The sequence below is a fragment of the Cytobacillus oceanisediminis genome, from assembly GCF_007830235.1.
Classification (GTDB): Bacteria; Bacillota; Bacilli; order Bacillales; family Cytobacillaceae; genus Cytobacillus; species Cytobacillus oceanisediminis.
Genome location: NZ_VLKI01000038.1, coordinates 1 through 19,946 on the forward strand (window position 1 = coordinate 1; position 19,946 = coordinate 19,946).

The 19,946-nt window shown below is 41.2% G+C and carries 23 protein-coding genes and 1 rRNA gene; 5 read left to right on the top strand and 19 right to left on the bottom strand.

Annotated elements, in window-relative coordinates; all coding sequences use genetic code 11:
• A 16S ribosomal RNA gene (locus IQ19_RS27055) occupies positions 1 to 291 on the bottom strand; the annotation flags it as partial.
• A 264-nt stretch (positions 292 to 555) separates the two neighbouring features.
• On the bottom strand, positions 556 to 786 hold the full coding sequence (locus IQ19_RS27060) for a hypothetical protein (RefSeq protein WP_144546841.1): 231 nt from the start codon (positions 784 to 786) through the stop codon (positions 556 to 558).
• A gap of 146 nt (positions 787 to 932) precedes the next feature.
• Here IQ19_RS27060 and pdaB point away from each other — a divergent pair, with 146 nt between their 5' ends.
• Positions 933 to 1,685 (top strand): polysaccharide deacetylase family sporulation protein PdaB, encoded by a 753-nt coding sequence (pdaB, locus tag IQ19_RS27065; RefSeq protein WP_144546843.1) that lies wholly within the window; start codon positions 933 to 935, stop codon positions 1,683 to 1,685.
• 17 nt (positions 1,686 to 1,702) lie between these two features.
• Here the strand turns inward: pdaB and IQ19_RS27070 are convergent, their stop codons facing one another.
• On the bottom strand, positions 1,703 to 2,335 hold the full coding sequence (locus IQ19_RS27070) for a KinB-signaling pathway activation protein (RefSeq protein ID WP_144546845.1): 633 nt from the start codon (positions 2,333 to 2,335) through the stop codon (positions 1,703 to 1,705).
• Positions 2,336 to 2,499: 164 nt separating this feature from the next.
• Between IQ19_RS27070 and gerD the strand changes: the two genes are divergently transcribed.
• Positions 2,500 to 3,147 carry a spore germination lipoprotein GerD gene (gene gerD / locus IQ19_RS27075; RefSeq protein WP_158638931.1) on the top strand — a complete coding sequence of 216 codons (648 nt, stop codon included), beginning with the start codon at positions 2,500 to 2,502 and terminating at the stop codon, positions 3,145 to 3,147.
• An 82-nt stretch (positions 3,148 to 3,229) separates the two neighbouring features.
• On the opposite strand, the gene IQ19_RS27085 is transcribed toward gerD, so the two are convergent.
• From IQ19_RS27085 to IQ19_RS29075, 7 genes are all read right to left on the bottom strand, one after another.
• Complete coding sequence (locus IQ19_RS27085; RefSeq protein WP_144546847.1) at positions 3,230 to 4,288, bottom strand: P-loop NTPase; 1,059 nt, start codon at positions 4,286 to 4,288, stop codon at positions 3,230 to 3,232.
• A gap of 154 nt (positions 4,289 to 4,442) precedes the next feature.
• A complete protein-coding gene (cwlD, locus tag IQ19_RS27090) occupies positions 4,443 to 5,165 on the bottom strand; it encodes an N-acetylmuramoyl-L-alanine amidase CwlD (protein WP_144546849.1) in 723 nt (240 codons plus the stop codon).
• Between the two features lie 138 nt (positions 5,166 to 5,303).
• Complete coding sequence (locus IQ19_RS27095) at positions 5,304 to 5,747, bottom strand: YbaK family protein (protein WP_144546852.1); 444 nt, start codon at positions 5,745 to 5,747, stop codon at positions 5,304 to 5,306.
• A gap of 148 nt (positions 5,748 to 5,895) precedes the next feature.
• Positions 5,896 to 7,164 (bottom strand): glutamate-5-semialdehyde dehydrogenase, encoded by a 1,269-nt coding sequence (locus tag IQ19_RS27100; RefSeq protein ID WP_144546854.1) that lies wholly within the window; start codon positions 7,162 to 7,164, stop codon positions 5,896 to 5,898.
• Between the two features lie 24 nt (positions 7,165 to 7,188).
• On the bottom strand, positions 7,189 to 8,313 hold the full coding sequence (gene proB, locus IQ19_RS27105; protein WP_144546856.1) for a glutamate 5-kinase: 1,125 nt from the start codon (positions 8,311 to 8,313) through the stop codon (positions 7,189 to 7,191).
• 197 nt (positions 8,314 to 8,510) lie between these two features.
• A complete protein-coding gene (gene proC / locus IQ19_RS27110; protein WP_144546857.1) occupies positions 8,511 to 9,353 on the bottom strand; it encodes a pyrroline-5-carboxylate reductase in 843 nt (280 codons plus the stop codon).
• A 20-nt stretch (positions 9,354 to 9,373) separates the two neighbouring features.
• Complete coding sequence (locus tag IQ19_RS29075; RefSeq protein ID WP_277875366.1) at positions 9,374 to 9,505, bottom strand: hypothetical protein; 132 nt, start codon at positions 9,503 to 9,505, stop codon at positions 9,374 to 9,376.
• A 285-nt stretch (positions 9,506 to 9,790) separates the two neighbouring features.
• Between IQ19_RS29075 and IQ19_RS27115 the strand changes: the two genes are divergently transcribed.
• The 3 genes from IQ19_RS27115 to IQ19_RS27125 are packed head-to-tail and all read left to right on the top strand — an operon-like array spanning position 9,791 to position 12,568.
• Complete coding sequence (locus tag IQ19_RS27115) at positions 9,791 to 10,795, top strand: TRAP transporter substrate-binding protein (protein ID WP_144546859.1); 1,005 nt, start codon at positions 9,791 to 9,793, stop codon at positions 10,793 to 10,795.
• Positions 10,788 to 11,273 carry a TRAP transporter small permease gene (locus IQ19_RS27120; protein ID WP_144546861.1) on the top strand — a complete coding sequence of 162 codons (486 nt, stop codon included), beginning with the start codon at positions 10,788 to 10,790 and terminating at the stop codon, positions 11,271 to 11,273. Before IQ19_RS27115 ends, IQ19_RS27120 begins: the two co-directional genes overlap by 8 nt.
• Complete coding sequence (locus tag IQ19_RS27125) at positions 11,273 to 12,568, top strand: TRAP transporter large permease (protein WP_144546864.1); 1,296 nt, start codon at positions 11,273 to 11,275, stop codon at positions 12,566 to 12,568. The genes IQ19_RS27120 and IQ19_RS27125 overlap by 1 nt, the downstream gene beginning before the upstream one ends.
• A 375-nt stretch (positions 12,569 to 12,943) precedes the next feature.
• Here IQ19_RS27125 and IQ19_RS27130 read toward each other — a convergent pair whose 3' ends face one another.
• From IQ19_RS27130 to IQ19_RS27170, 9 genes are all read right to left on the bottom strand, one after another.
• Positions 12,944 to 13,402 carry an AarF/UbiB family protein gene (locus IQ19_RS27130; RefSeq protein ID WP_144546866.1) on the bottom strand — a complete coding sequence of 153 codons (459 nt, stop codon included), beginning with the start codon at positions 13,400 to 13,402 and terminating at the stop codon, positions 12,944 to 12,946.
• A 167-nt stretch (positions 13,403 to 13,569) separates the two neighbouring features.
• A complete protein-coding gene (gene rpsI, locus IQ19_RS27135) occupies positions 13,570 to 13,962 on the bottom strand; it encodes a 30S ribosomal protein S9 (RefSeq protein ID WP_026583690.1) in 393 nt (130 codons plus the stop codon).
• A 20-nt stretch (positions 13,963 to 13,982) separates the two neighbouring features.
• A complete protein-coding gene (gene rplM / locus IQ19_RS27140; RefSeq protein WP_110067568.1) occupies positions 13,983 to 14,420 on the bottom strand; it encodes a 50S ribosomal protein L13 in 438 nt (145 codons plus the stop codon).
• Between the two features lie 233 nt (positions 14,421 to 14,653).
• Positions 14,654 to 15,391, bottom strand: a complete 738-nt coding sequence (gene truA, locus IQ19_RS27145) for a tRNA pseudouridine(38-40) synthase TruA (RefSeq protein WP_144546868.1) — start codon at positions 15,389 to 15,391, stop codon at positions 14,654 to 14,656.
• Between the two features lie 12 nt (positions 15,392 to 15,403).
• Entirely contained in the window at positions 15,404 to 16,201 is a 798-nt protein-coding gene (locus IQ19_RS27150; RefSeq protein WP_144546870.1) for an energy-coupling factor transporter transmembrane component T family protein, read from the bottom strand.
• Positions 16,198 to 17,067 carry an energy-coupling factor ABC transporter ATP-binding protein gene (locus IQ19_RS27155; protein ID WP_144546872.1) on the bottom strand — a complete coding sequence of 290 codons (870 nt, stop codon included), beginning with the start codon at positions 17,065 to 17,067 and terminating at the stop codon, positions 16,198 to 16,200. The genes IQ19_RS27150 and IQ19_RS27155 overlap by 4 nt, the downstream gene beginning before the upstream one ends.
• Complete coding sequence (locus IQ19_RS27160) at positions 17,043 to 17,882, bottom strand: energy-coupling factor ABC transporter ATP-binding protein (RefSeq protein WP_144546874.1); 840 nt, start codon at positions 17,880 to 17,882, stop codon at positions 17,043 to 17,045. The genes IQ19_RS27155 and IQ19_RS27160 overlap by 25 nt, the downstream gene beginning before the upstream one ends.
• A gap of 795 nt (positions 17,883 to 18,677) precedes the next feature.
• The gene (gene rplQ / locus IQ19_RS27165) at positions 18,678 to 19,040 is read right to left on the bottom strand and encodes a 50S ribosomal protein L17 (protein ID WP_144546876.1); all 363 of its coding nucleotides are present in this window, start codon (positions 19,038 to 19,040) and stop codon (positions 18,678 to 18,680) included.
• 77 nt (positions 19,041 to 19,117) lie between these two features.
• A partial coding sequence (locus IQ19_RS27170; RefSeq protein WP_144546878.1) for a DNA-directed RNA polymerase subunit alpha occupies positions 19,118 to 19,946 on the bottom strand: 829 nt, incomplete at its 5' end.

Below are 19,946 nucleotides of genomic sequence, written 5' to 3' on the forward strand. Positions count from 1 at the left end.
GCATCGTTGCCTTGGTGAGCCGTTACCTCACCAACTAGCTAATGCGCCGCGGGCCCATCTGTAAGTGATAGCCGAAACCATCTTTCAGCTTTCCCTCATGTGAGGGAAAGGATTATCCGGTATTAGCTCCGGTTTCCCGAAGTTATCCCAGTCTTACAGGCAGGTTGCCCACGTGTTACTCACCCGTCCGCCGCTGACTTCTGGGAGCAAGCTCCCAGAAGTCCGCTCGACTTGCATGTATTAGGCACGCCGCCAGCGTTCGTCCTGAGCCAGGATCAAACTCTCCATATAAGAGTTGATTAAGCTCATAAGTTGTCTTTTTTAAAAAGACTAAAGAATTAACGTTGACGTTTTTGTTCGTTCAGTTTTCAAAGAACAAGTTTTACCCCATCGCCCAAAAGCGACTTTATTAATATATCATTTATCAGCTTCGACGTCAACAACTTTTTTAAGTTGTTTTTGCTTACCGTCATCAGCGACGTTTATTAATATACCAAGATACCAATTAGAAGTCAACAGTTATTAAAAAGTTTTTTTCTTAAAGCAAATAACGCATCATCCTTTTTGCTCTCGTCGAGGGCGGGAACGCATGTATTTTAAGCAATCAGACGGAGAAGCCACACGCTGGAATAAAGAAAATAAAATTTTATATCTCTCTTCCATAGCTCTTTTTACAATATGATCAATCCTGTCATCCTTTAAATCAAATAGTATTTCATCCATCTCACGCTTAATCAAATATTCCATTTCCTTTACTTCTTTTTGATTTAATAGCATCCCTACCACATTTATTGCCCCCTATTGTTTCTTTTTAGTTTTCTGTAGTATTTTTCCATTTTGTTTTTTTTATGAATTTTAATTTTTATTCATGTATGAGACAAGTTAAGCATAGGTATGAGACAAGGAATGTATCGGACGAGGTGAAGGATATTATGAACTTTTTTTATGTGCTAAATGGAAAGTCATTAAAACAAATTTTGTTAGTGGTAATAGCAGCGTTTTTTACCGCCTGGTTTCTCCATATGGAGAGCATTGTCCATTTGCCTGCCTTTTCAGCCAAGGACGGTCCCAAGGCCGTTTACAAGGGGGAAAAAGATATAGCCATAACCTTTAATATTGGATGGGGCGATGTTAAAGCAGAACCTATTTTGGATATCCTCAAAAAGGAAGGTATTAAATCGGCGACATTTTTTCTTGCAGGGTCCTGGGCAGAGCGCCATCCGGATTTAGTAGCTAGAATCGTGAAAGAGGGTTACGAAATTGGAATATTGGGCTACGATTACGAGAATTACACCGAGCTTGAAGAGGATAAAATCAGGCGGGATCTCGCAAAGGCCCAGGAAGCTTTTAGAAAACTAAATATTAAAGACATCAAATTGGTGCGTGCTCCTACAGGTCATTTTGATCAAAAGACCTTAAAGGTTGCACAAAGAATGGGTTATACGGTTGTGCATTGGAGCATTGATTCAAAGGACTGGACTAATCCTGGAGTAGAAGTGATTGCTGAAAATGTGTCGAAAGCGAAAAAAGGGGATATTGTCTTGCTTCATGCATCCGATTCCGCAAAACAAACAGCAAAGGCACTGCCGATCATCTTGGATGATATGAAAGGAAAAGGCTTAAAGCTTGTTACCGTTTCCGAAATGATTGCAAATGCTGATACCAAGACAAATGAAATAAAGTAAAAAGAAAAGCCATCCAACTATTTGGATGGCTTTTCCGCTATTTTACTTCTTTGTTTTTGAGAGTCTTCATTAAGTTTATGAAGAATAAGCAACTGATAAGTATTGCAAGCTAATAACGGAAATAACATTAAGTATAGCCAGCTTTCTTCGTTTACCTTTAAAACCGGAACCCACTCAATGGAAGTTACTACCACCATAAAAAAGACTGCCGGGATGAATGCATGCTGATTGGTTTGTTTTGTTTTTATCGCAGCAACCACAAGCCCTACTAATAAGAGAAATATTGCGACGCCTATATACGGAAGCAGGCTTTCTCCCTCATTAGCAAAAGCCTTATAGCGAAAATAAACCAAATCAAATAATGCAAACAAAATAAGCACGATTTGAATAGGATTCCATAAACCTTTAAAAATGCCCAATCCAAAACGGTGTACAGTTAGATAAGCAAAGAAGCCCATTTGACTCACGATACTAAAAATTAACCCAACACCTACAAGCCAGAACAATACAGACACGATTTCAAGAATATCAAAATCAGCGAAAATAGGTGCAAATTCTTCCCATCGAACAATAAATCCTACAACTCCAGTTGTTAAACCGCCCACTAAAAGAGTTGATATAAAAAGCTTTACCCAATTACGGCTAGTCAATTTATTTTTCCCCCATAATAATTAAATTATTCCTTTTAGGACAATGCCTCCTTATGATTGTACCAACCAAAGTTTGAAAAATCTAGGCATTGTATTTGCAGCGCATAATATTTGCTTATTTTCTTCATTCTAAAGTTAAGGACACCTCTGAAAGGAGCTTCACTATGCTAAAAAAATTCCGTTTGCTCCTGCCATTTGCAATTGTGTTTTTCATATCAGGCTGCGGCCAGGGTGAAACCGGCGGTGGCCAAATGGATTATGAGCAAACTAAAAAAATGGTTGTAGATATATTAAAGACAGATGAAGGAAAAAAAGCCATTGAAGAATTAATGGCAGATGAAAAAATGCAGCAGAAGCTAGTCATGGACCAAAAGATTGTAGCCGAAACAATTGAGAAAACTTTGACCTCTGAAAAAGGCACAGAATTTTGGAAGAAGTCTTTTGATGATCCAAAGTTTGCTGAAAGTATGGCAAAAAGCATGCAAAAGGAAAATGAACAGCTTTTAAAGGATCTAATGAAGGATCCTGAATATCGCGGAATGATGATCGAGGTACTAAAAGATCCTGAGCTTGAAAAGGAAGTAACCAACGTTCTTAAAAGCAAAGAATATCGGGAACACTTGCAAAAGGTAGTAACTGAAACATTTGAAAGCCCGCTTTTTAAAGCCAAAATCCAGGATCTCCTTCTTAAAGCCGCTGAAGAAGTTAAAGGCGGAGAACAGCAAGGTGGCGGAGAAGGCGGTGGTGGTGAAGGCGGTGGCGGCCAAGGTGGAGACCAAGGCGGTGGCGGCGGCCAGGGCGGCGGAGCTTAATTCCTTGTAAGAAGCGGCAAATTTCTTGCCGCTTTTTTATTTTCTAAAAAAACCTCTCCCATAACTGGAAGAGGCACTTTTATTACTTGCTTTCAACTGCTTGAATAACTTTACGCGCGATATCCGTATAAATTTGTCCAAGCTTATGGTCTTCATCATAAATGGATGGAGCGAAGTCTTCTTCATTCCAATCAGGCTGTTGAAGCGGCAGCTGGCCTAAAACTTCTGTTCTTAGTTCATCAGCTAGCTTTTCTCCGCCGCCTTGGCCAAAAACATGCTCTCTCTCGCCGGTCAGTTTGCTTTCAAAATATGCCATGTTTTCAATAACACCTAAGATCTCATGCTCTGTCCGAAGCGCCATAGCACCCGCACGCGCAGCAACAAAGGCCGCAGTCGGATGCGGAGTTGTAACAACAATTTCTTTACAGGACGGCAGCATTGTGTGCACATCCAGGGCAACATCGCCTGTTCCTGGCGGCAAGTCAAGAAGCAGGTAATCAAGCTCGCCCCACTCTACTTCATTAAAGAAGCTGTTCAGCATTTTCCCAAGCATTGGGCCTCTCCAAATAATTGGCGCATTATCTTCAACAAAGAATCCCATTGAAATTACTTTTACCCCAAAGCGCTCTACCGGAAGAATTCTTTCTCCCCTGACAACAGGACGCTTTGTTATTCCCATCATATCAGGAACGCTGAATCCATAAATATCGGCATCAATAAGGCCAACCTTCTTGCCCAATCTTGCAAGGGATACTGCAAGGTTTACGGAAACGGTGGATTTGCCAACCCCGCCCTTTCCGCTTGCAATTGCAATAAATTCAGTTGTATTGCCTGGAGAAAGCAAACCTTTATCTTCCTCAGGTGCAGACTCTCTGTATTGTGATAAAACTTCTTCAGGAAGCTCGCTGAAGCGGATGCCGACTGTTGCCGCTCCTGCTTCCTTTAAAAGGTTTACAATTTGCGTTTGAAGCTGAAGCTGTTCAGCTGTACCTGTTTTGGCAATCTGGATCTTTACGCTGACATGGTTCTTTTCTTCTTTAATTTTAATTTCTTCAATCGCATTTAGTTCACCTAACGTTCTATGTATAAATGGTTCCTTCACTCCGCTTAAAACTTCACTTACTTTCTGTTCAGTTAACATAAATGCACCCGCCCTTTGAATTCGTTTCCATTTTAGTATAACATATTGAATATTCTTTACTGTTAATTCTATCACATCCTATTTTTAATCACTATTCCCCTGCTTAATCATGTACTACGCTTAAAAAAAGAAAAGATGCCATTTCAGCACCTTTTCACTCCCACTTCTCTACTAACTCTTTTTCATTTGTATAATAGCGCATGATTCCATTATAAATGGAAGCAGCAATTTTATTTTGATAATCCTCTGTTTTCAGATCGGCTCTTTCACTCGGGTTTGATAAAAATCCTACTTCAACTAAGACACCCGGTTTTTTAGCGTATTTTAAGATATAAACATTATTCAGCGGTTTGGAATTGCGGGTGGTATTCTCCAGGTTGCGGCGAAGCTCGTCTTGAATGAATTTTGCTGCTTTGGCGTTTTCCTTAATTCCAGGTGCGTAAAAGGTCTGAGCACCTCTCCATCGGGAAGAGGGAATCGAATTCAAATGGATGCTTACGTAAAAATCGGAATCAGAAGTATTAATCATTTCAAGCCTCTTCTTCAGGTCTTCCACTTTTCGCCTGCTGTATCCCCTCGTCCCCTCAGGTGCAAGGTCCCGGTCATCTTCCCTCGTCATAATCACAAGCGCTCCTTGTTCCTGAAGGTAGTCTCTCACTTTTAGAGAAACATCAAGGGCGATATCTTTCTCGAGTGCGCCTTCATCCCCAGCACCGCCATCCGGACCCCCATGGCCTGGGTCAAGCAAGAAGATCTTTCCTGTTAAAGGAAGATTCCACGAATCCCAAGAATCATCATCCGTAAAGTCATATTGTAAAATAAGAAAAAGGACAATAAGCCCGATCGCAAACCCGCTTATTTTTAATTTTTTCTTCATATGCCCTAATCAATCCCTCCTGCTTATCCTCATTTCAATATATGGGACAAGGAGGAATTATAGAACTTCGAAAAGGGACAGCGCAACGCATCATTACAGACAATGAGACCAGCTAAAGTTCTTAGTGAGGATTGGCAGTCAGTGGAGGCGCAGCTTGTGCCTTCTTTGTCCTTTATTAAATCCTTCTGACCACCAGCTGTTTACATATTGCTCGCACATATAATAAAGGGATTCGCTCATAATTGCTTCTGAACCATGGCCCCAGTACAAGAAGAAGTTATATAATGTATCCACAAAATGTTTTTGTTCTTTTTCACACCTAATAAGGACTTGATCCACGGATTCGCCATAGAATCCAAAGCGGCTGTAATTCGCGCCCAGTAAATACGCTTCTATCGCTACATCGTAACAGGCTTCTTCAATTCCGGAATTCATCATCAATCCGGATACAAACCTTGACGAGCCAAAGAATTGCTGAACTTTTTCTTTTAAAGCTTTTATGGAAATTTCCCGAAGGACTGATTTTTCATATTTAATTTGCTTTTCTCTTTTTTTCTCTTTGAACGTCGTTATGACAGTCACTGCTTTCTCACCCCTTGAAGATAGTCTTTATCTGCCGCGGGAGAGAAATACAAAAAGCAGACACGATTCAGCTGCCAATTTTTTATGGTTTTCCAGACGCATTATTCAAGAAAAAACTCCAGCCGAGGCTGGAGCTTTTCATAAGTTCTTATCGAATTTGCCCGTTTCCGGACATTAAATATTTACGGGTTGTTAATGCTGGAAGGCCCATAGGTCCTCTCGCATGAAGTTTTTGTGTTGATATGCCGATTTCAGCACCAAAACCTAGCGCTCCTCCATCTGTAAACCTTGTCGATGCATTATGGTAAAGTGCCGCAGCGTCAGTTAACTGCATAAACTTCTTTGCTGTATCTGCATTTTCTGTAATAATCGCTTCAGAATGCTTTGTACCATACTGGTCGATATGGTCAATCGCTTCTTCCAAATCTTTAACTGTTTTTACAGCTAGATCCAGGCTTAAATATTCATTTGCCCAATCACTTTCAGTTGCTGGCTTTACATCTGGAAGAGCTGCAGCTGCTGACTCGTCTCCATGAACGGTGATGCCGTGCTTTTTAAGCGATTCTGCAAGCAATTCTTTATGCTGGTTAAGCCAAGCTTCATGAACAATCAGCGTTTCCGCTGCATTGCAGACAGCTGGACGATCTGTTTTTGCATTAATAAGGATATTGATTGCTTTCTCCGCATCTGCATCACTATCCACATAGATATGACAGTTACCTACTCCTGTTTCAAGCACAGGAACTGTCGCATTTTCAACAACTGCCTTAATTAAAGATGCTCCTCCCCTTGGGATTAATACATCGATATGCTCTTTCATTGTGAATAGCTGCTTTGTTGCTTCTCTGTTAACCGTATCAATGAACTGGACAGCGTTTTTTGGTATTCTTGTTTCTTCAAGTGCTTTATGAATAATTTCCACAATGGCTTTATTCGAATTAAGAGCAGAAGAACCGCCTTTTAGCACAATGGCGTTGCCTGATTTCAGAGCCAATCCGGCTGCATCTGCCGTCACATTCGGGCGTGCTTCATAAATCATGCCAATGACGCCAAGCGGAACACGTACTTCTTCCACCTTCAAGCCGTTATCCAATGTCCAGCGTGACATTACATCTCCAATTGGGTCAGGAAGTTCTGCGACCTGGCGAAGGCCTTCCGCAAAATCAAAAATCCGTTCTTTATTAAGGGAAAGGCGATCCATAAAGGCCTGTTCAAACCCTTTTTCTTCTCCGTTTTTTAAATCAATAAGGTTTGCTGAAATAATCGATTCATATCCTGTTTCTAAAGCATCTGCTACTGTACGAAGTGCTTCATTTTTCTCTTCTGTCGTTAAAATACTTAAATTTTTGGCAGCCTTTTTTGCCCTTTTTGCCTGTTCTTCTACTGTATTTGTCTTTACTGCTTCTGCAGTAGTCATTGAATCCCTCCTAATTTAATTGCATTAAACAAGTGCTGGTAATTTGAAATCACGTGAACACACAAATGTTTCTTGTGCAATGGCCGGTTCTAACTCATTTTCATCTTCTGCTGACACTTCATTAAGCTGTTCATTTGAAAAATTAATTCTGCCGAGGCCGATCTCTTTTCCTTCTTCATCAAGGATACGGACAACCGCACCATCCTTGAATCGACCTGTAACATCCTGGATATCTGAACGATACAGGTTTTCATTTTTATCAATAATTGCCGTTTTGGCATTAGAGCTAATTGTAACCTTCCCTTCAGGACCGGAATGGAAAGCAATCCACTGTTTCTGATTATCGAGGTTAAAAGCATCTGGTTCCTGCTCAAAATAGGTTCCTTTGGCAGCGCCTTCTACTGCTTCCATTAGGATATTCTCGGTTCCGGCTTTTCCTAAAAAGGAATCGATTCCTGCAGCCATTGCAATTTTTACTGCCTGGATTTTTGATTTCATGCCGCCTGTTCCAACTGCACTTCCTGAACCGCCAGCTGCCGCTTCAATTTCCGGTGTAATGGAATGGACATTTTCCAGAAGCTTTGCATTAGGATTGTCATTCGGATTGCTGTCATAAAGGCCGTCAATATCTGATAAAATGATGAGCAGATCGGCATCAATGAGGCCTGCAACCTTCGCAGCAAGGGTATCATTGTCCCCAAATCTTAACCGGTCGACTGTAACCGTATCATTTTCATTAATAATCGGAATGATTCCGCGCTCCAATAGCACATTCATCGTGTTATGCATATTTCCATAACGTACTTCATCGGAAAAGTCGCTTCTTGTGATTAATATTTGTGAAGCCACATATCCGTGAGATAAAAAGAGTTCTGAGTAAGATTCCATTAGCAGCCCTTGGCCAATTGAAGCTGCAGCCTGCTTTTCTGGGAGTGATGACGGCCGGTCAATACAGCCAAGCTTGCGATAGCCTGCTGCTACAGCACCTGATGAAACCACAGCTGTTTCATAGCCGGCATCCTTCAAGGCCACAATTTGCTCCGCAAGATTTTCAAGCTTCCTGCGGCTGATCTCTCCATGCATACTTGTTAATGAGCTGCTTCCAATCTTAATAACAACTCTTTTTATCTGCTTTTCTTTTTTAAACATCCAATACCTCCTGTGAACTATTACAGCCTATATAATTACGGTTCATAAATGAAGATAAAAAGACCCGAGAAGTTCGCGGAGCGGTAGACTCGAAAACCGGGCCGTATGGTGATAATACGTATGGACCGGAGTGTGTCAATGCGACAAAAATTCGACCGTTGTTTTTCCCGGAATTTATGAACTTCCTTTATATAAGGTTAGGAAGTGACAAGTGCACCTTCCAACTCCTTGCTGATTTCCTTCGAGCGTTTCGCAGCATGCTCGACTGCCTGTGAGATGGCTTCACCGCCATTAAATTTTCTTAAGGCCTCCAGCCCCGATGCTGTAGTGCCGTTAGGTGAAGTTACTTTTTCCCTAAGTGAAGTAGGTGCTTCTTCTTTTTCCAGTACCATCTTTGCAGCACCGAAAATGGTTTGCGCAACAACTTTCCGAACCGTTTCTTCATCCATCCCTTTTTCTACCCCTACGCGTTCCATGTTTTCCATCAGATAATAGAAGTAGGCAGGACCGCTTCCGGCTAATCCCGTAAATACATCCATTTGGTCTTCATTAATGATATAAACCTCACCCATGCATTTAAGCAGTTCCTTAACCAATTCAACATTGGCCATGCTTGTATTCTTGCCTGCCACGACTGCAGTTGCAGACTCCTGAATCATGCTTGAGGTATTCGGCATAACACGAACAACCTGCTGACCAACATTTAAATGCTCTTCCATAAACTCCGTTGTAATGCCTGCTAATACAGAAAGGATCACCTGGTTGGGTTTTAGTTTGTCTTTAATAGAATGAAGAGCTTCTTCTGCACCTTTTGGTTTCATGGCTAAAATAAACAAGTCAATCTTTTCAAATGGCAGCTCGCTCTGCGGCACAGCCTGCACACCGTACTTTGCATGGATTTCATCAAGTCTGCCTGCATTGCTCTTGTTTGTTACATAAACCTGATCCGCCGGCATTTTTTCAGCTGTAATGACTCCTGAAATCATTGACTCTGCCATTGAACCTGCTCCTAAAAAAGCAATCGTCTTATTTTCTAACATGGACATCCTCCTTAAGATGATCATTCTTTTCGTAAACCCGTTCGTATTTTTTCAACGTTATTAATCGTAACATGCTGAGATTCATATTCAAGGGTATATCGGAAAGTCAGCAGGATAAGGGCGAGATAATGAATGAAAACGCTAACATTCATGTATGAGCGTCCTCTTAGACTCTCTCACGCATGATAATCCCTTCTAAGGACGATATTTGCGGAAATAAAAATTTCCACTTTTTGCATGGTCTACTTATAGCGACAATATGCGACACCTGGCGCCTTACAGTGGACAACAATTAATTTATTGTAATTGATCCATTGGGAAATTAATGTATTCAATCCGTTTAATAAATATTTGTTTACTAAACAAACTATTTATTTTATATTTGTAATGTAAACGTTTTAAATTTTGCGAAACCTATTATAACAGGAGGACACCCTATGAGACGAATTTCTATTTTACTCACTGTTTTTGTTTTAATCCTTGCCCTTGCAGGTTGTCAAAACGGTACAAGCCAGTCGGGAGTTTCCGAATTGAAGCTGGCCCACAACCAAACATTGGACCACCCCGTTCACTTGTCTCTTGTGGAATTCGGAAGAATCGTCAAAGAGAAATCTAATAATAAAATCCAAGTAAAAATCTATCCTAATGGACAATTGGGGAGCGAACGAGAAGTTCTTGAATTAACTCAATCAGGTGCCGTTGATGTTGCCAAGGTCAGTGCAAGTGCATTAGAAGGATTTGAGCCTGATTATTCAATTTTTAGTTTGCCGTATGTTTTTGAAGACTATGAAGAGTTTGAGAAAACAATGAACAACAAAGACATTACAGATAAGATTTACTATCAGACCGAGGATATCGGCATCATTGGATTAACTTATTATAATGCAGGTGTCCGGAATCTTTACACTAAGAATCGGGAAGTCAATACTGTAGCAGATATGAAAGGCTTAAAAACCAGGGTTCAGCCCAGCCAAACTAGTGTGAATATGATTGAAGCATTAGGCGGACTGCCTACTCCGATGGCATATGGAGAAGTGTATACTGCTTTACAATCCGGGGTTATTGATGCTGCTGAAAACAATGAAACCGCTTTAGTAGGAAACAACCACGGTGAGGTAGCCAAGTATTATATGTATACCGGCCATCAAATCGTGCCTGATATGCTTGTCATGAACGCTAAACGGTTTAATAAATTTTCTGCCGAGGAACAAAAGATCATCCAAGAGGCAGCTGAGGAATCAACACTTTATCATGAAGGGGTTTGGGCAAAGACGATTAATGAAATGACAGAAACGGCCAAAAATGAAATGGGCGTAAAATTTATTGAAGTCGACAAATCATCCTTTATAGAAGCTGTACAGCCGCTTCATAAAGCATACGCACAAGACGAAAAGACAAGGGATATTTATCAAATAATAAAGGGGGCTGGCACCAATGAATAAGGTTAAATATGCTTTGGATAAGGCACTAATTGCAATTTCATCCTTTTTATTAATTGCTATGGTTGTCCTTTCAACCTGGCAGGTGCTGGCTAGGTATGTCTTTAATATTTCTTCTCCAGGCACAGAAGAAATAACCAGATTTATGCTGATTTGGTTTGGCCTAATGGCTGCTGCCTATGTGTTTGGCGCAAAGAAACATATTGGGATTTTATTTTTCAGAGAGAAATTCGAAATCAAAACACAGTTGCTTCTTGAAAGGATAACAGACATTATCATTCTCGTAACTGTAGCTGCTTTAATGGTTTTCGGAGGAATTAATATTGTTATGCTGACCTCTGCCCAAACGGCAGCAGCAACTGGGATTTCCATGGGGCTGGTTTACGCAGCCTTGCCTGTAAGCGGTGTATGCATAATCCTTTATACCATTCATAGTATGGTCTCACATAAATCAAGAGAGAAAGAAGAGGTGATTTTATAATGGAAACCATCGCAGGTTTAATCCTTTTCGCCTCCTTTTTCCTGCTTATGTTTTTTGGTGCCCCCATCGCAATTGCGATTATCTTAAGTTCTGTCATAACCTTTTTATTCGTATTGCCTTTTGATGTTGCCATTTTGACCTCCGCTCAGCGTATGGTAACGGGAATTGATAACTTTACTATGCTGGCGATTCCTTTGTTTGTTTTATCAGGGATTATAATGAATAATGGCGGCATCGCTTTTAGGCTTGTAAATTTTGCGAAGGTGTTGGTTGGTAAAATGCCTGGAGCTTTGGCCCATACCAATGTTGTAGGAAACATGCTTTTTGGGGCCATAGCCGGATCAAGTGTAGCATCTGCTGCTGCAATGGGCAGAATTATGACTCCTTTGCAAACCAATCAGGGCTATAAAAGGACTTACTCAGCAGCAGTCAATATTGCATCAGCTCCAACAGGATTAATTATCCCTCCCAGTTCGGTCCTGATTGTTTATTCATTGGTCAGTGGCGGAACCTCTGTGGCAGCCTTATTTATGGCTGGTTATTTACCGGGTATTTTATGGGGATTAGCGGTTATGGCCGTTGCCTATTTTATGGCTAAAAAGGAAAACTACCCTGTTTCGGAAATACCAAAGGCAAAAGATGTTTTCTATATTATTGCCAGTGCGATCCCAAGTCTTTTATTAATTGTGATTGTTATAGGCGGAATTGTAGCGGGTATCTTTACTGCTACTGAAGGCGCAGCAGTTGCGGTTATTTATTCCGCTCTGCTATCAATGTTTTATAAAAACATAAAAATTAAGGACATACCTGGCATTTTTAAAGAAACAATCGAAATTACGGGCATGATCCTATTTTTAATCACAGCATCCGCTTTGTTCTCACTTGTTATGTCTTATATGAGTTTGCCGGAAGCTATCAGTAATACCCTATTATCCATTACTGACAACCAGGTCGGGATTATCCTGATTATGATTTTTATTCTTTTATTGGTAGGAACCTTTATGGATATTACTCCGGCCGTGCTTATTTTTACACCTATATTTCTGCCGATCTCCAATAGCTTCGGCATGGACCCTGTCCATTTTGGCATGATTATTTGTTTCGCTTTGTGTATCGGCAATATGACTCCGCCTGTTGGAAGTGCGTTATTTGTTGGCTGCAGCGTTGCAGAAGTTAGAATTGAACAAGTAACAAAAACGCTGATTCCCTACTTTGCAGCAGTTATCCTTGTTTTGCTGCTGGTTGCGTTTATCCCGCAAATTTCGTTATTCCTGCCATATTTATTTGGACTTTAGGTTTCTATAATTAAGACCTGAAAAGAACCGTTCTGGCTATGCCGGACGGTTCTTTTTGTGGCTGTTATGGTGCATACTTTCCATCCTTTAACTTATTGTACATTAAGTTCCTGCTTGCAGTTCAAAATAATAAAGATCGAAACCCTTTTAGAAATAAAAAAGACCCCCAACCAATATTTTTGAGAGCCTTTGAAACTTGATCATTAACGCTTTGAGAACTGAGGAGCACGACGAGCACCATTAGAAAAAATTCTCGGTTTAATGAGCGTTGTACTTATTCGTGACTAAGTATTAAGGATATACTTTCTTCCATCTCATGCAGAGTTCTGAATCAAATTTATTGGCCTGTTCGAGGAAGAATTGAAGATGCCCTAGTTATTTTAGCCCTCTAAACAGGTGCTTGGGATACTTCGAAATAATTTTAAAGCTATTTACATGGTCTATCACTTTAACTTCTTTTTCTTTCGTTATGATAATATGGCGGAGTCTTGCGTCTACTCTTGTAAAGTTTAATCGTTCCATTTCTTTTAGCATCATTACTATTTCTTTAATTATCGATTTACTAAGCTTACTTTCTTTTTCTAAATAATCAATTAATGTTCTGCCCTCTATATACTCCATAACAATATAATTAGGCCCTGTTTCATATATTTTTGGGAAAAAACGAGATGACGCTCCAGACCTGAGCGCTTTAGCTTCCCTCTTGGCATGCTTTTCTCTTAAATAAATTTTAATACATCTATCGGGAGACAATTTGTAAACTTTCCCCTGGGATCCATAGCCAATAAGTTCATTATTTGTTTCTATCTCTTTTATATTTATTTTTGTCCACATCCTTATCTCATTTTTTGTTTCTTTATATATAGGATGTAGATAATTAATACTTGTCCTCCGCAAAATCCTAATTTATGCAAGAAAGTGTTGATAAGGCCAGGCTAATATTTTTTAAAGCATAAAAAAACCCCCAACCAAACGGTTGAGGGCCTTTGTAACATCGAAAATTAACGCTTTGAGAACTGAGGAGCACGACGAGCACCTTTAAGACCGTATTTCTTACGCTCTTTCATACGTGCGTCACGAGTTAATAGTCCTGCGCGCTTTAATGTTGGACGGAATTCTGGGTCAGCTTGAAGCAGTGCACGAGCGATACCGTGGCGGATTGCGCCAGCTTGACCAGTGTATCCACCGCCATTTACATTTACAAGAATATCGTAGCTATTAAGAGTTTCAGTAGCTACAAGCGGTTGTTTTACAACTTCACGTAAAGCTGCAAAAGGAATGTAATCTGTGATTTCACGACCATTGATGATGATTTTACCGTCGCCTGGAACTAAACGAACACGTGCAACGGAGCTCTTACGACGACCAGTACCAATATATTGAACCTGTGCCAAGTTAATAACCTCCCTAAAAATTATCCACGAAGTTCGTAAACTTCAGGTTGTTGTGCTTGGTGCGGATGTTCGCTACCAGCATATACGTGTAATTTCTTGAACATTTGACGGCCAAGAGAGTTCTTTGGAAGCATGCCTTTGATAGCAAGCTCTAACATTCTCTCAGGGTAGTTTGTACGCATTTCAAGAGCAGTTCTTGTTTTTAGACCGCCTGGGTGCATGCTGTGACGATAGTAGATCTTGTCTGTAAGCTTTTTCCCAGTAAGTTCGATTTTTGAAACATTGATAAGAATAACATGATCACCAGTATCTACATGTGGTGTATAAGTTGGTTTATGTTTACCACGTAAGATTGATGCTACTTCACTAGCAAGACGACCTAGAGTTTTGCCTTCAGCATCAACCACGTACCATTTACGTTCGATATTATTTGAATTCGCCATAAACGTTGTACGCATCAGTTTCCCTCCTAATAAATCCATCATTAATCATTTTGGTTTAATATATTCGACACAATAAGTTCCGGGGCTTATCGTGGTTTTAATAATAATACCATATGCTATATTATAACTTTGACAGTCCAATGTCAAGGGTATGTTACACCTGGTTTAGTTGTTTTAAGGTCTTTTTTTCAAAAGAGTTTGGCTTTACAACGCGTCCCCGTGGTTCCCCGCAGTTATTTTCCAAAATTTTAATAAAAAACTTTCCATAAATATAAACCTTGAGGTGGTGCTGTTTTCCCTGCAGCAGATCTGTTTTTCTCCTCGATTATGGCAGGCATGGAATCCGCGTCTCTTTCCCCGGACCCAACCTCCAAAAGAGTTCCGACGAGAATACGGACCATATTGTATAAAAAACCCGTGCCTTTAAAACGAAAGGTAAGCATGTCTCCTTCTTCCACCACCTCTATCTCCTGGATTTCCCTTACCTTGTCTTCCACTTCCGTCTTTGCTGAACAGAAGCTCGTAAAATCATGCGTCCCTACTAAGCCCGCTGCTGCTTTTTTTATAGAATCAATATTTAAAGCATAAGGAAATTGATAAGCATAGTGGCGTTTAAAAGGATCCCTCCTGGACGATAAATGCACAAAGTACCGGTATTCCTTCCCTTTGGCATCGAAGCGGACATGGAAGTCCTCAGCAGCTCTGGCAGCCCCTATTACCGCCACATCATCCGGCAACAGCGAATTCAGGGCAATCTCCCATTTTTCAAGAGGAATATTTAGTGGGGAATCAAAATGAATCACCTGTCCTCTTGCATGGACGCCAGCATCGGTTCTTCCAGAGGCTGTAACCCTTATGTCTTCTCCCTTATGAAGCTTCTTCAAGGCCCTCTCCAGCTCTCCCTGTACGGTTCGCTTATTCGGCTGAACCTGATAGCCGGCAAAATGGGTGCCATCATAAGTAACGATACATTTAAATCTTTGCATAATTCAGCTCCATTACGTCCGCAGCAGAAATAACACAAGGGTCAATGCTGCAAGCAGAGCAAGCATTCCTGTATCCTTCAGACCCCAGCTAAGCTGCCTGTATTTCGTTCTTCCTTCTCCGCCTCTGTACCCGCGTGCCTCCATCGCCACAGCAAGCTCCTCTGCCCTTTTAAAAGAACTGACAAACAAAGGGATCAGCAGCGGGATTATGGCTTTAACCCGGTCTTTAATAGGGCCGCTCGCAAAATCAACTCCCCTTGCTGTCTGAGCCTTCATAATCTTATCCGTTTCCTGCATGAGGGTTGGGATAAACCGAAGAGAAATAGACATCATCAGAGCCAGCTCATGAACCGGAAACTTTATCTTATTTAAAGGAGCAAGCAAACTTTCAAGGCCATCGGTTATTTCAATCGGTGTCGTAGTTAATGTCAGAATGGACGTCATCAGAATCAGCAGGAAAAAGCGCAATGAAATAAAGACACCCTGCCTCAATCCTTCTTCATAAATGGTTAGCCACCCAAACTGGAAGATGACTTCTCCCTCTTTCGTTAAAAATAAGTGCAGGAATAAAGTAAAAATAACAAGCAGAAGTACTGGCTTTAAGCCCGTATAAATAAACCTGAACGGCACCTTTGACAAAGCGATCATAAAAAAGGTGTAAACGGTTAAAAAACCATAAGTCAGCAAATTATTGGCGAGAAACACGATACATACAAATAAGAAGATAAGAATCAGCTTTGAGCGCGGGTCCATCCGATGAATGACAGAATCGGCGGGAACGTAGCGCCCAAAAATCATTTTCTCCATCATTTCGGCGCACCTCTTTTCACTAATAATGCTACCTCTTCGGTCAGCTCTTCCATTGTTAAACAAGTCTTAGAGAAACGTGTGTTGAATGACTTTTCAATTTTTTGCTGAAAACGGACAACCTCAGGGACATCAAGGCCCAGCTTAAGCAAGCCCTCAGGTGAGGAAAAGATTTCTTTAGGTGTTCCCTTCTCATACACTTCTCCGTTATGCATAATGACAATCTGGTCAGCGTAACGGGAGGCATCCTCCATGCTATGCGTTACCAGTACGGTTGATAGCCCTCTGGTTTGATGCAAGCTAAAGAACATATCCATAATCTCTTTTCTGCCTCGCGGATCAAGGCCTGCAGTGGGCTCGTCCAGGACGATAACTTCCGGTTCCATAGCAAGCACACCGGCAATGGCCACACGCCTCATTTGGCCGCCTGATAGCTCAAACGGAGACTTGTTCAGGATTTCTTCTGGAAGTCCAACTTGCTGGATTGCAGCGCGTGCCCTTTTTTGGGCTTCCTCTTCAGAAACTCCGAAATTCATCGGGCCAAAGCATATATCCTTTTCAACCGTTTCCTCAAACAGCTGATGCTCCGGAAACTGAAATACGATTCCGACCTTTTGGCGGACTTCCTTCAGATTTTTCTGTTTTTTATCTGCGGTAATGACTCGATCGCCAATAACAACCTTGCCTTCTGTCGGCTTCAGCAGCGCATTCAAATGCTGGAGAACAGTAGACTTTCCAGACCCAGTATGCCCAATGATGGCCAGGAAGGTACCGGATGGAATATCGATGGATACATCTTTTATCGCAAGGCGTTCAAATGGCGTATTAACCTGGTAACGATATTCTACATTTTGGAGTGAGATGTCCATAACTCTTCCACCAACTCTTCTTCAGATAAATAATGCCTGGATAAGGGCAATCCTTTTTCTCTTAACATTTTGCTGAGTTTAACAGGAAAAGGAATATCTAAACCAAGCTTAACTAGCTCGTCATCCATTTGAAAGATTTCCTCAGGTGTTCCCTCACGGTAAAGCTGTCCTTTGTTCATGACAAGAATTCGGTCCGCCTTTGCTGCTTCCTCTAAGTCATGAGTTATCGAGATAACCGTCATATTGTAATCCTGCTTTAGCTCTCTAACTGTTTCCAATACCTCTTCACGCCCTCTTGGATCCAGCATGGAGGTAGACTCATCAAGGATGATAATATCCGGCCTTAGGGCAATGACGCCGGCTATAGCTACCCTTTGCTTCTGGCCTCCGGAAAGATGGTGCGGCTCTTGATCAAGAAATTGTGCCATTTTGACTTTCTCTAATGATTGACTAACTCTTTGCACCATGTCATTTCTTTCAATTCCATGGTTTTCTAAACCAAAAGCCACATCATCTTGAACCGTAGTTCCAACAAACTGGTTATCCGGATTTTGAAAAACCATTCCGATTTTCTTTCTGGTCTCCCATACCGTAGCCTCTGCCAATTGGATTCCGCCTACTGTAATATTCCCTTCAAGAGGAAAATGCAAGCCATTCAGCAGCTTGGCAAGCGTCGACTTTCCTGAACCGTTATGGCCTACAATGGCGAGCCATTCTCCCATAAAAATAGTAAATGAAACATTTCGAAGGGCAAATCCGGCCTCAGTGTCGTATTTAAACGAGACATTCTTTAATTCAACTAATGGCTCTTTCATCTCGAATTCCTCCTCTCAACTCTCCTTCTCTCGTTTTCAACTCTGCTCATCACGGCATCATTTGCCGTCTAATATACTTATATTTTTGGCCTAATAAAAAACCCGCCATTTTTGGCGAGGTTTAATAGTTCGATAATAGGTTATTTAACTGGATAGCAAGCGTTGAATGGAAACCATTTCTCCACACTTGTAGTATACAAGAAAATCTGGATTTCTGCTATCTAAGCTTATTGGATGCCTATTATGCCTCCCTATTAAAAGCTCATACTTAAGCAGTATGGTGGTTCTTGCTATTAAAAAAGCCTGCACCTCTTTCCGTCAGACAGAAAACCTGTCAGGCGCAATCTCAGAATTCGGAAGAGGTGCATGAGCTAGACGAGACAGTGTACCAGAAAACGGGAAGCCTTTTGCAAGGCAGTCTAAAGAGTCCTCAATTCCTGTTGAAAAGATGTACATGCTCATCATAACGCTCGTTTTTGGCTTGGTTAAGGGATACCTTACAAATTAAGGAAGGGATCCACGTTATAGAAAAAGGGCAAAGAACAAGTTTCTGATTAAACTGTCCCGCGCCCTATCCTTAGAGTGATACTGCTGTCAGTGGGGCTCTTTCTTTTCCCACTGATAGTTAGTTGAGGCCCACAGGATGTGGGTCAATCAGACGTTGCCACAGGACGTGGCGCTTTTAGTCTGAGATTCATTAATCGGGCCTTACAGGCAGTTATCCTTCAAATGGCTTCTTTAGATTCCTCTAAATTAAAAAGTGTAGGATTTACTGCCCGTTAGACTGCGATAAAATTATACTAACTCGATAATTACCATTGGCGCACCGTCTCCACGACGAGGTCCAAGCTTCATAATACGAGTGTATCCACCTTGGCGCTCTTCATAACGAGTTGCGATGTCGCTGAATAGTTTTTGAACTGCATCTTGGTTAGTTTCAGCGTTTGCTACCTCATTGCGAACAAAAGCTGATGCTTGACGACGAGCATGCAAGTCGCCACGCTTTCCAAGAGTGATCATTTTCTCAACAACTGAACGAAGTTCTTTCGCACGAGCTTCAGTTGTTTCGATGCGCTCATTGATGATTAGATCTGTTGCTAAGTCACGCAGCATAGCTTTACGTTGTGCACTAGTGCGTCCTAACTTTCTGTATCCCATGAAAGTTTCCCTCCTTTGTTGAAGTCATTCAATCTGCTGAAAGCAAACATAAATGATAATTAAATAGTGTTAACTAATCAATCGTCTTTACGTAAGCCCAGTCCAAGATCTTCTAATTTATGTTTTACTTCCTCAAGAGACTTTCTGCCCAAGTTCCGAACCTTCATCATATCCTCTTCAGTCTTATTGGCTAATTCCTGAACAGTATTGATGCCAGCACGCTTTAAACAGTTGTAAGAACGTACGGAAAGATCCAGTTCTTCAATTGTCATCTCAAGTACTTTCTCTTTTTGATCTTCTTCTTTTTCAACCATGATTTCGGCATTTTGAGCTTCATCAGTTAAGCCGACAAAGATATTCAAATGCTCAGTTAAGATCTTCGCTCCAAGTGCAACCGCATCTTGAGGACCTGTACTTCCGTCAGTCCAAACATCGAATGTTAACTTATCATAGTTAGTCATTTGCCCTACACGTGTATTCTCCACCTGATAAGAAATACGAGATACTGGAGTGTAGATGGAATCGATTGGAATCACACCAATTGGCTGATCTTCTCTCTTGTTTTGGTCAGCTGGTGTATAGCCGCGTCCACGCTTCGCAGTTAAGCGCATGCGCAAGTGGGCGTTTGAACCAAGAGTAGCGATATGAAGATCCGGATTAAGGATTTCAACATCACTGTCATGAGTTACGTCAGCTGCTTTTACTACACCTTCACCCTGTACATCTATTTCCAATGTCTTTTCTTCATCAGAGTAGATTTTAAGTGCTAGTTTTTTAATGTTTAAAATGATAGATGTTACATCTTCTACGACGCCTTCAATTGTTGAGAACTCATGAAGTACCCCATCAATTTGGATCGATGTGACAGCGGCACCTGGGAGTGAGGATAAAAGGATACGACGTAAG

Excerpts from the sequence above, each read along its gene's own strand:
- pdaB (WP_144546843.1), top strand. The coding sequence starts at position 933 with ATGAACTTTTTTTATGTGCTAAATGGAAAGTCATTAAAACAAATTTTG.
- gerD (WP_158638931.1), top strand. The coding sequence starts at position 2,500 with ATGCTAAAAAAATTCCGTTTGCTCCTGCCATTTGCAATTGTGTTTTTC.
- IQ19_RS27085 (WP_144546847.1), bottom strand. The coding sequence starts at position 4,288 with ATGTTAACTGAACAGAAAGTAAGTGAAGTTTTAAGCGGAGTGAAGGAA.
- cwlD (WP_144546849.1), bottom strand. The coding sequence starts at position 5,165 with ATGAAGAAAAAATTAAAAATAAGCGGGTTTGCGATCGGGCTTATTGTC.
- IQ19_RS27100 (WP_144546854.1), bottom strand. The coding sequence starts at position 7,164 with ATGACTACTGCAGAAGCAGTAAAGACAAATACAGTAGAAGAACAGGCA.
- proB (WP_144546856.1), bottom strand. The coding sequence starts at position 8,313 with ATGTTTAAAAAAGAAAAGCAGATAAAAAGAGTTGTTATTAAGATTGGA.
- proC (WP_144546857.1), bottom strand. The coding sequence starts at position 9,353 with ATGTTAGAAAATAAGACGATTGCTTTTTTAGGAGCAGGTTCAATGGCA.
- IQ19_RS29075 (WP_277875366.1), bottom strand. The coding sequence starts at position 9,505 with ATGAATGTTAGCGTTTTCATTCATTATCTCGCCCTTATCCTGCTGACT.
- IQ19_RS27115 (WP_144546859.1), top strand. The coding sequence starts at position 9,791 with ATGAGACGAATTTCTATTTTACTCACTGTTTTTGTTTTAATCCTTGCC.
- IQ19_RS27120 (WP_144546861.1), top strand. The coding sequence starts at position 10,788 with ATGAATAAGGTTAAATATGCTTTGGATAAGGCACTAATTGCAATTTCA.
- IQ19_RS27125 (WP_144546864.1), top strand. The coding sequence starts at position 11,273 with ATGGAAACCATCGCAGGTTTAATCCTTTTCGCCTCCTTTTTCCTGCTT.
- IQ19_RS27130 (WP_144546866.1), bottom strand. The coding sequence starts at position 13,402 with ATGTGGACAAAAATAAATATAAAAGAGATAGAAACAAATAATGAACTT.
- rplM (WP_110067568.1), bottom strand. The coding sequence starts at position 14,420 with ATGCGTACAACGTTTATGGCGAATTCAAATAATATCGAACGTAAATGG.
- truA (WP_144546868.1), bottom strand. The coding sequence starts at position 15,391 with ATGCAAAGATTTAAATGTATCGTTACTTATGATGGCACCCATTTTGCC.
- IQ19_RS27150 (WP_144546870.1), bottom strand. The coding sequence starts at position 16,201 with ATGATGGAGAAAATGATTTTTGGGCGCTACGTTCCCGCCGATTCTGTC.
- IQ19_RS27155 (WP_144546872.1), bottom strand. The coding sequence starts at position 17,067 with ATGGACATCTCACTCCAAAATGTAGAATATCGTTACCAGGTTAATACG.
- IQ19_RS27160 (WP_144546874.1), bottom strand. The coding sequence starts at position 17,882 with ATGAAAGAGCCATTAGTTGAATTAAAGAATGTCTCGTTTAAATACGAC.
- rplQ (WP_144546876.1), bottom strand. The coding sequence starts at position 19,040 with ATGGGATACAGAAAGTTAGGACGCACTAGTGCACAACGTAAAGCTATG.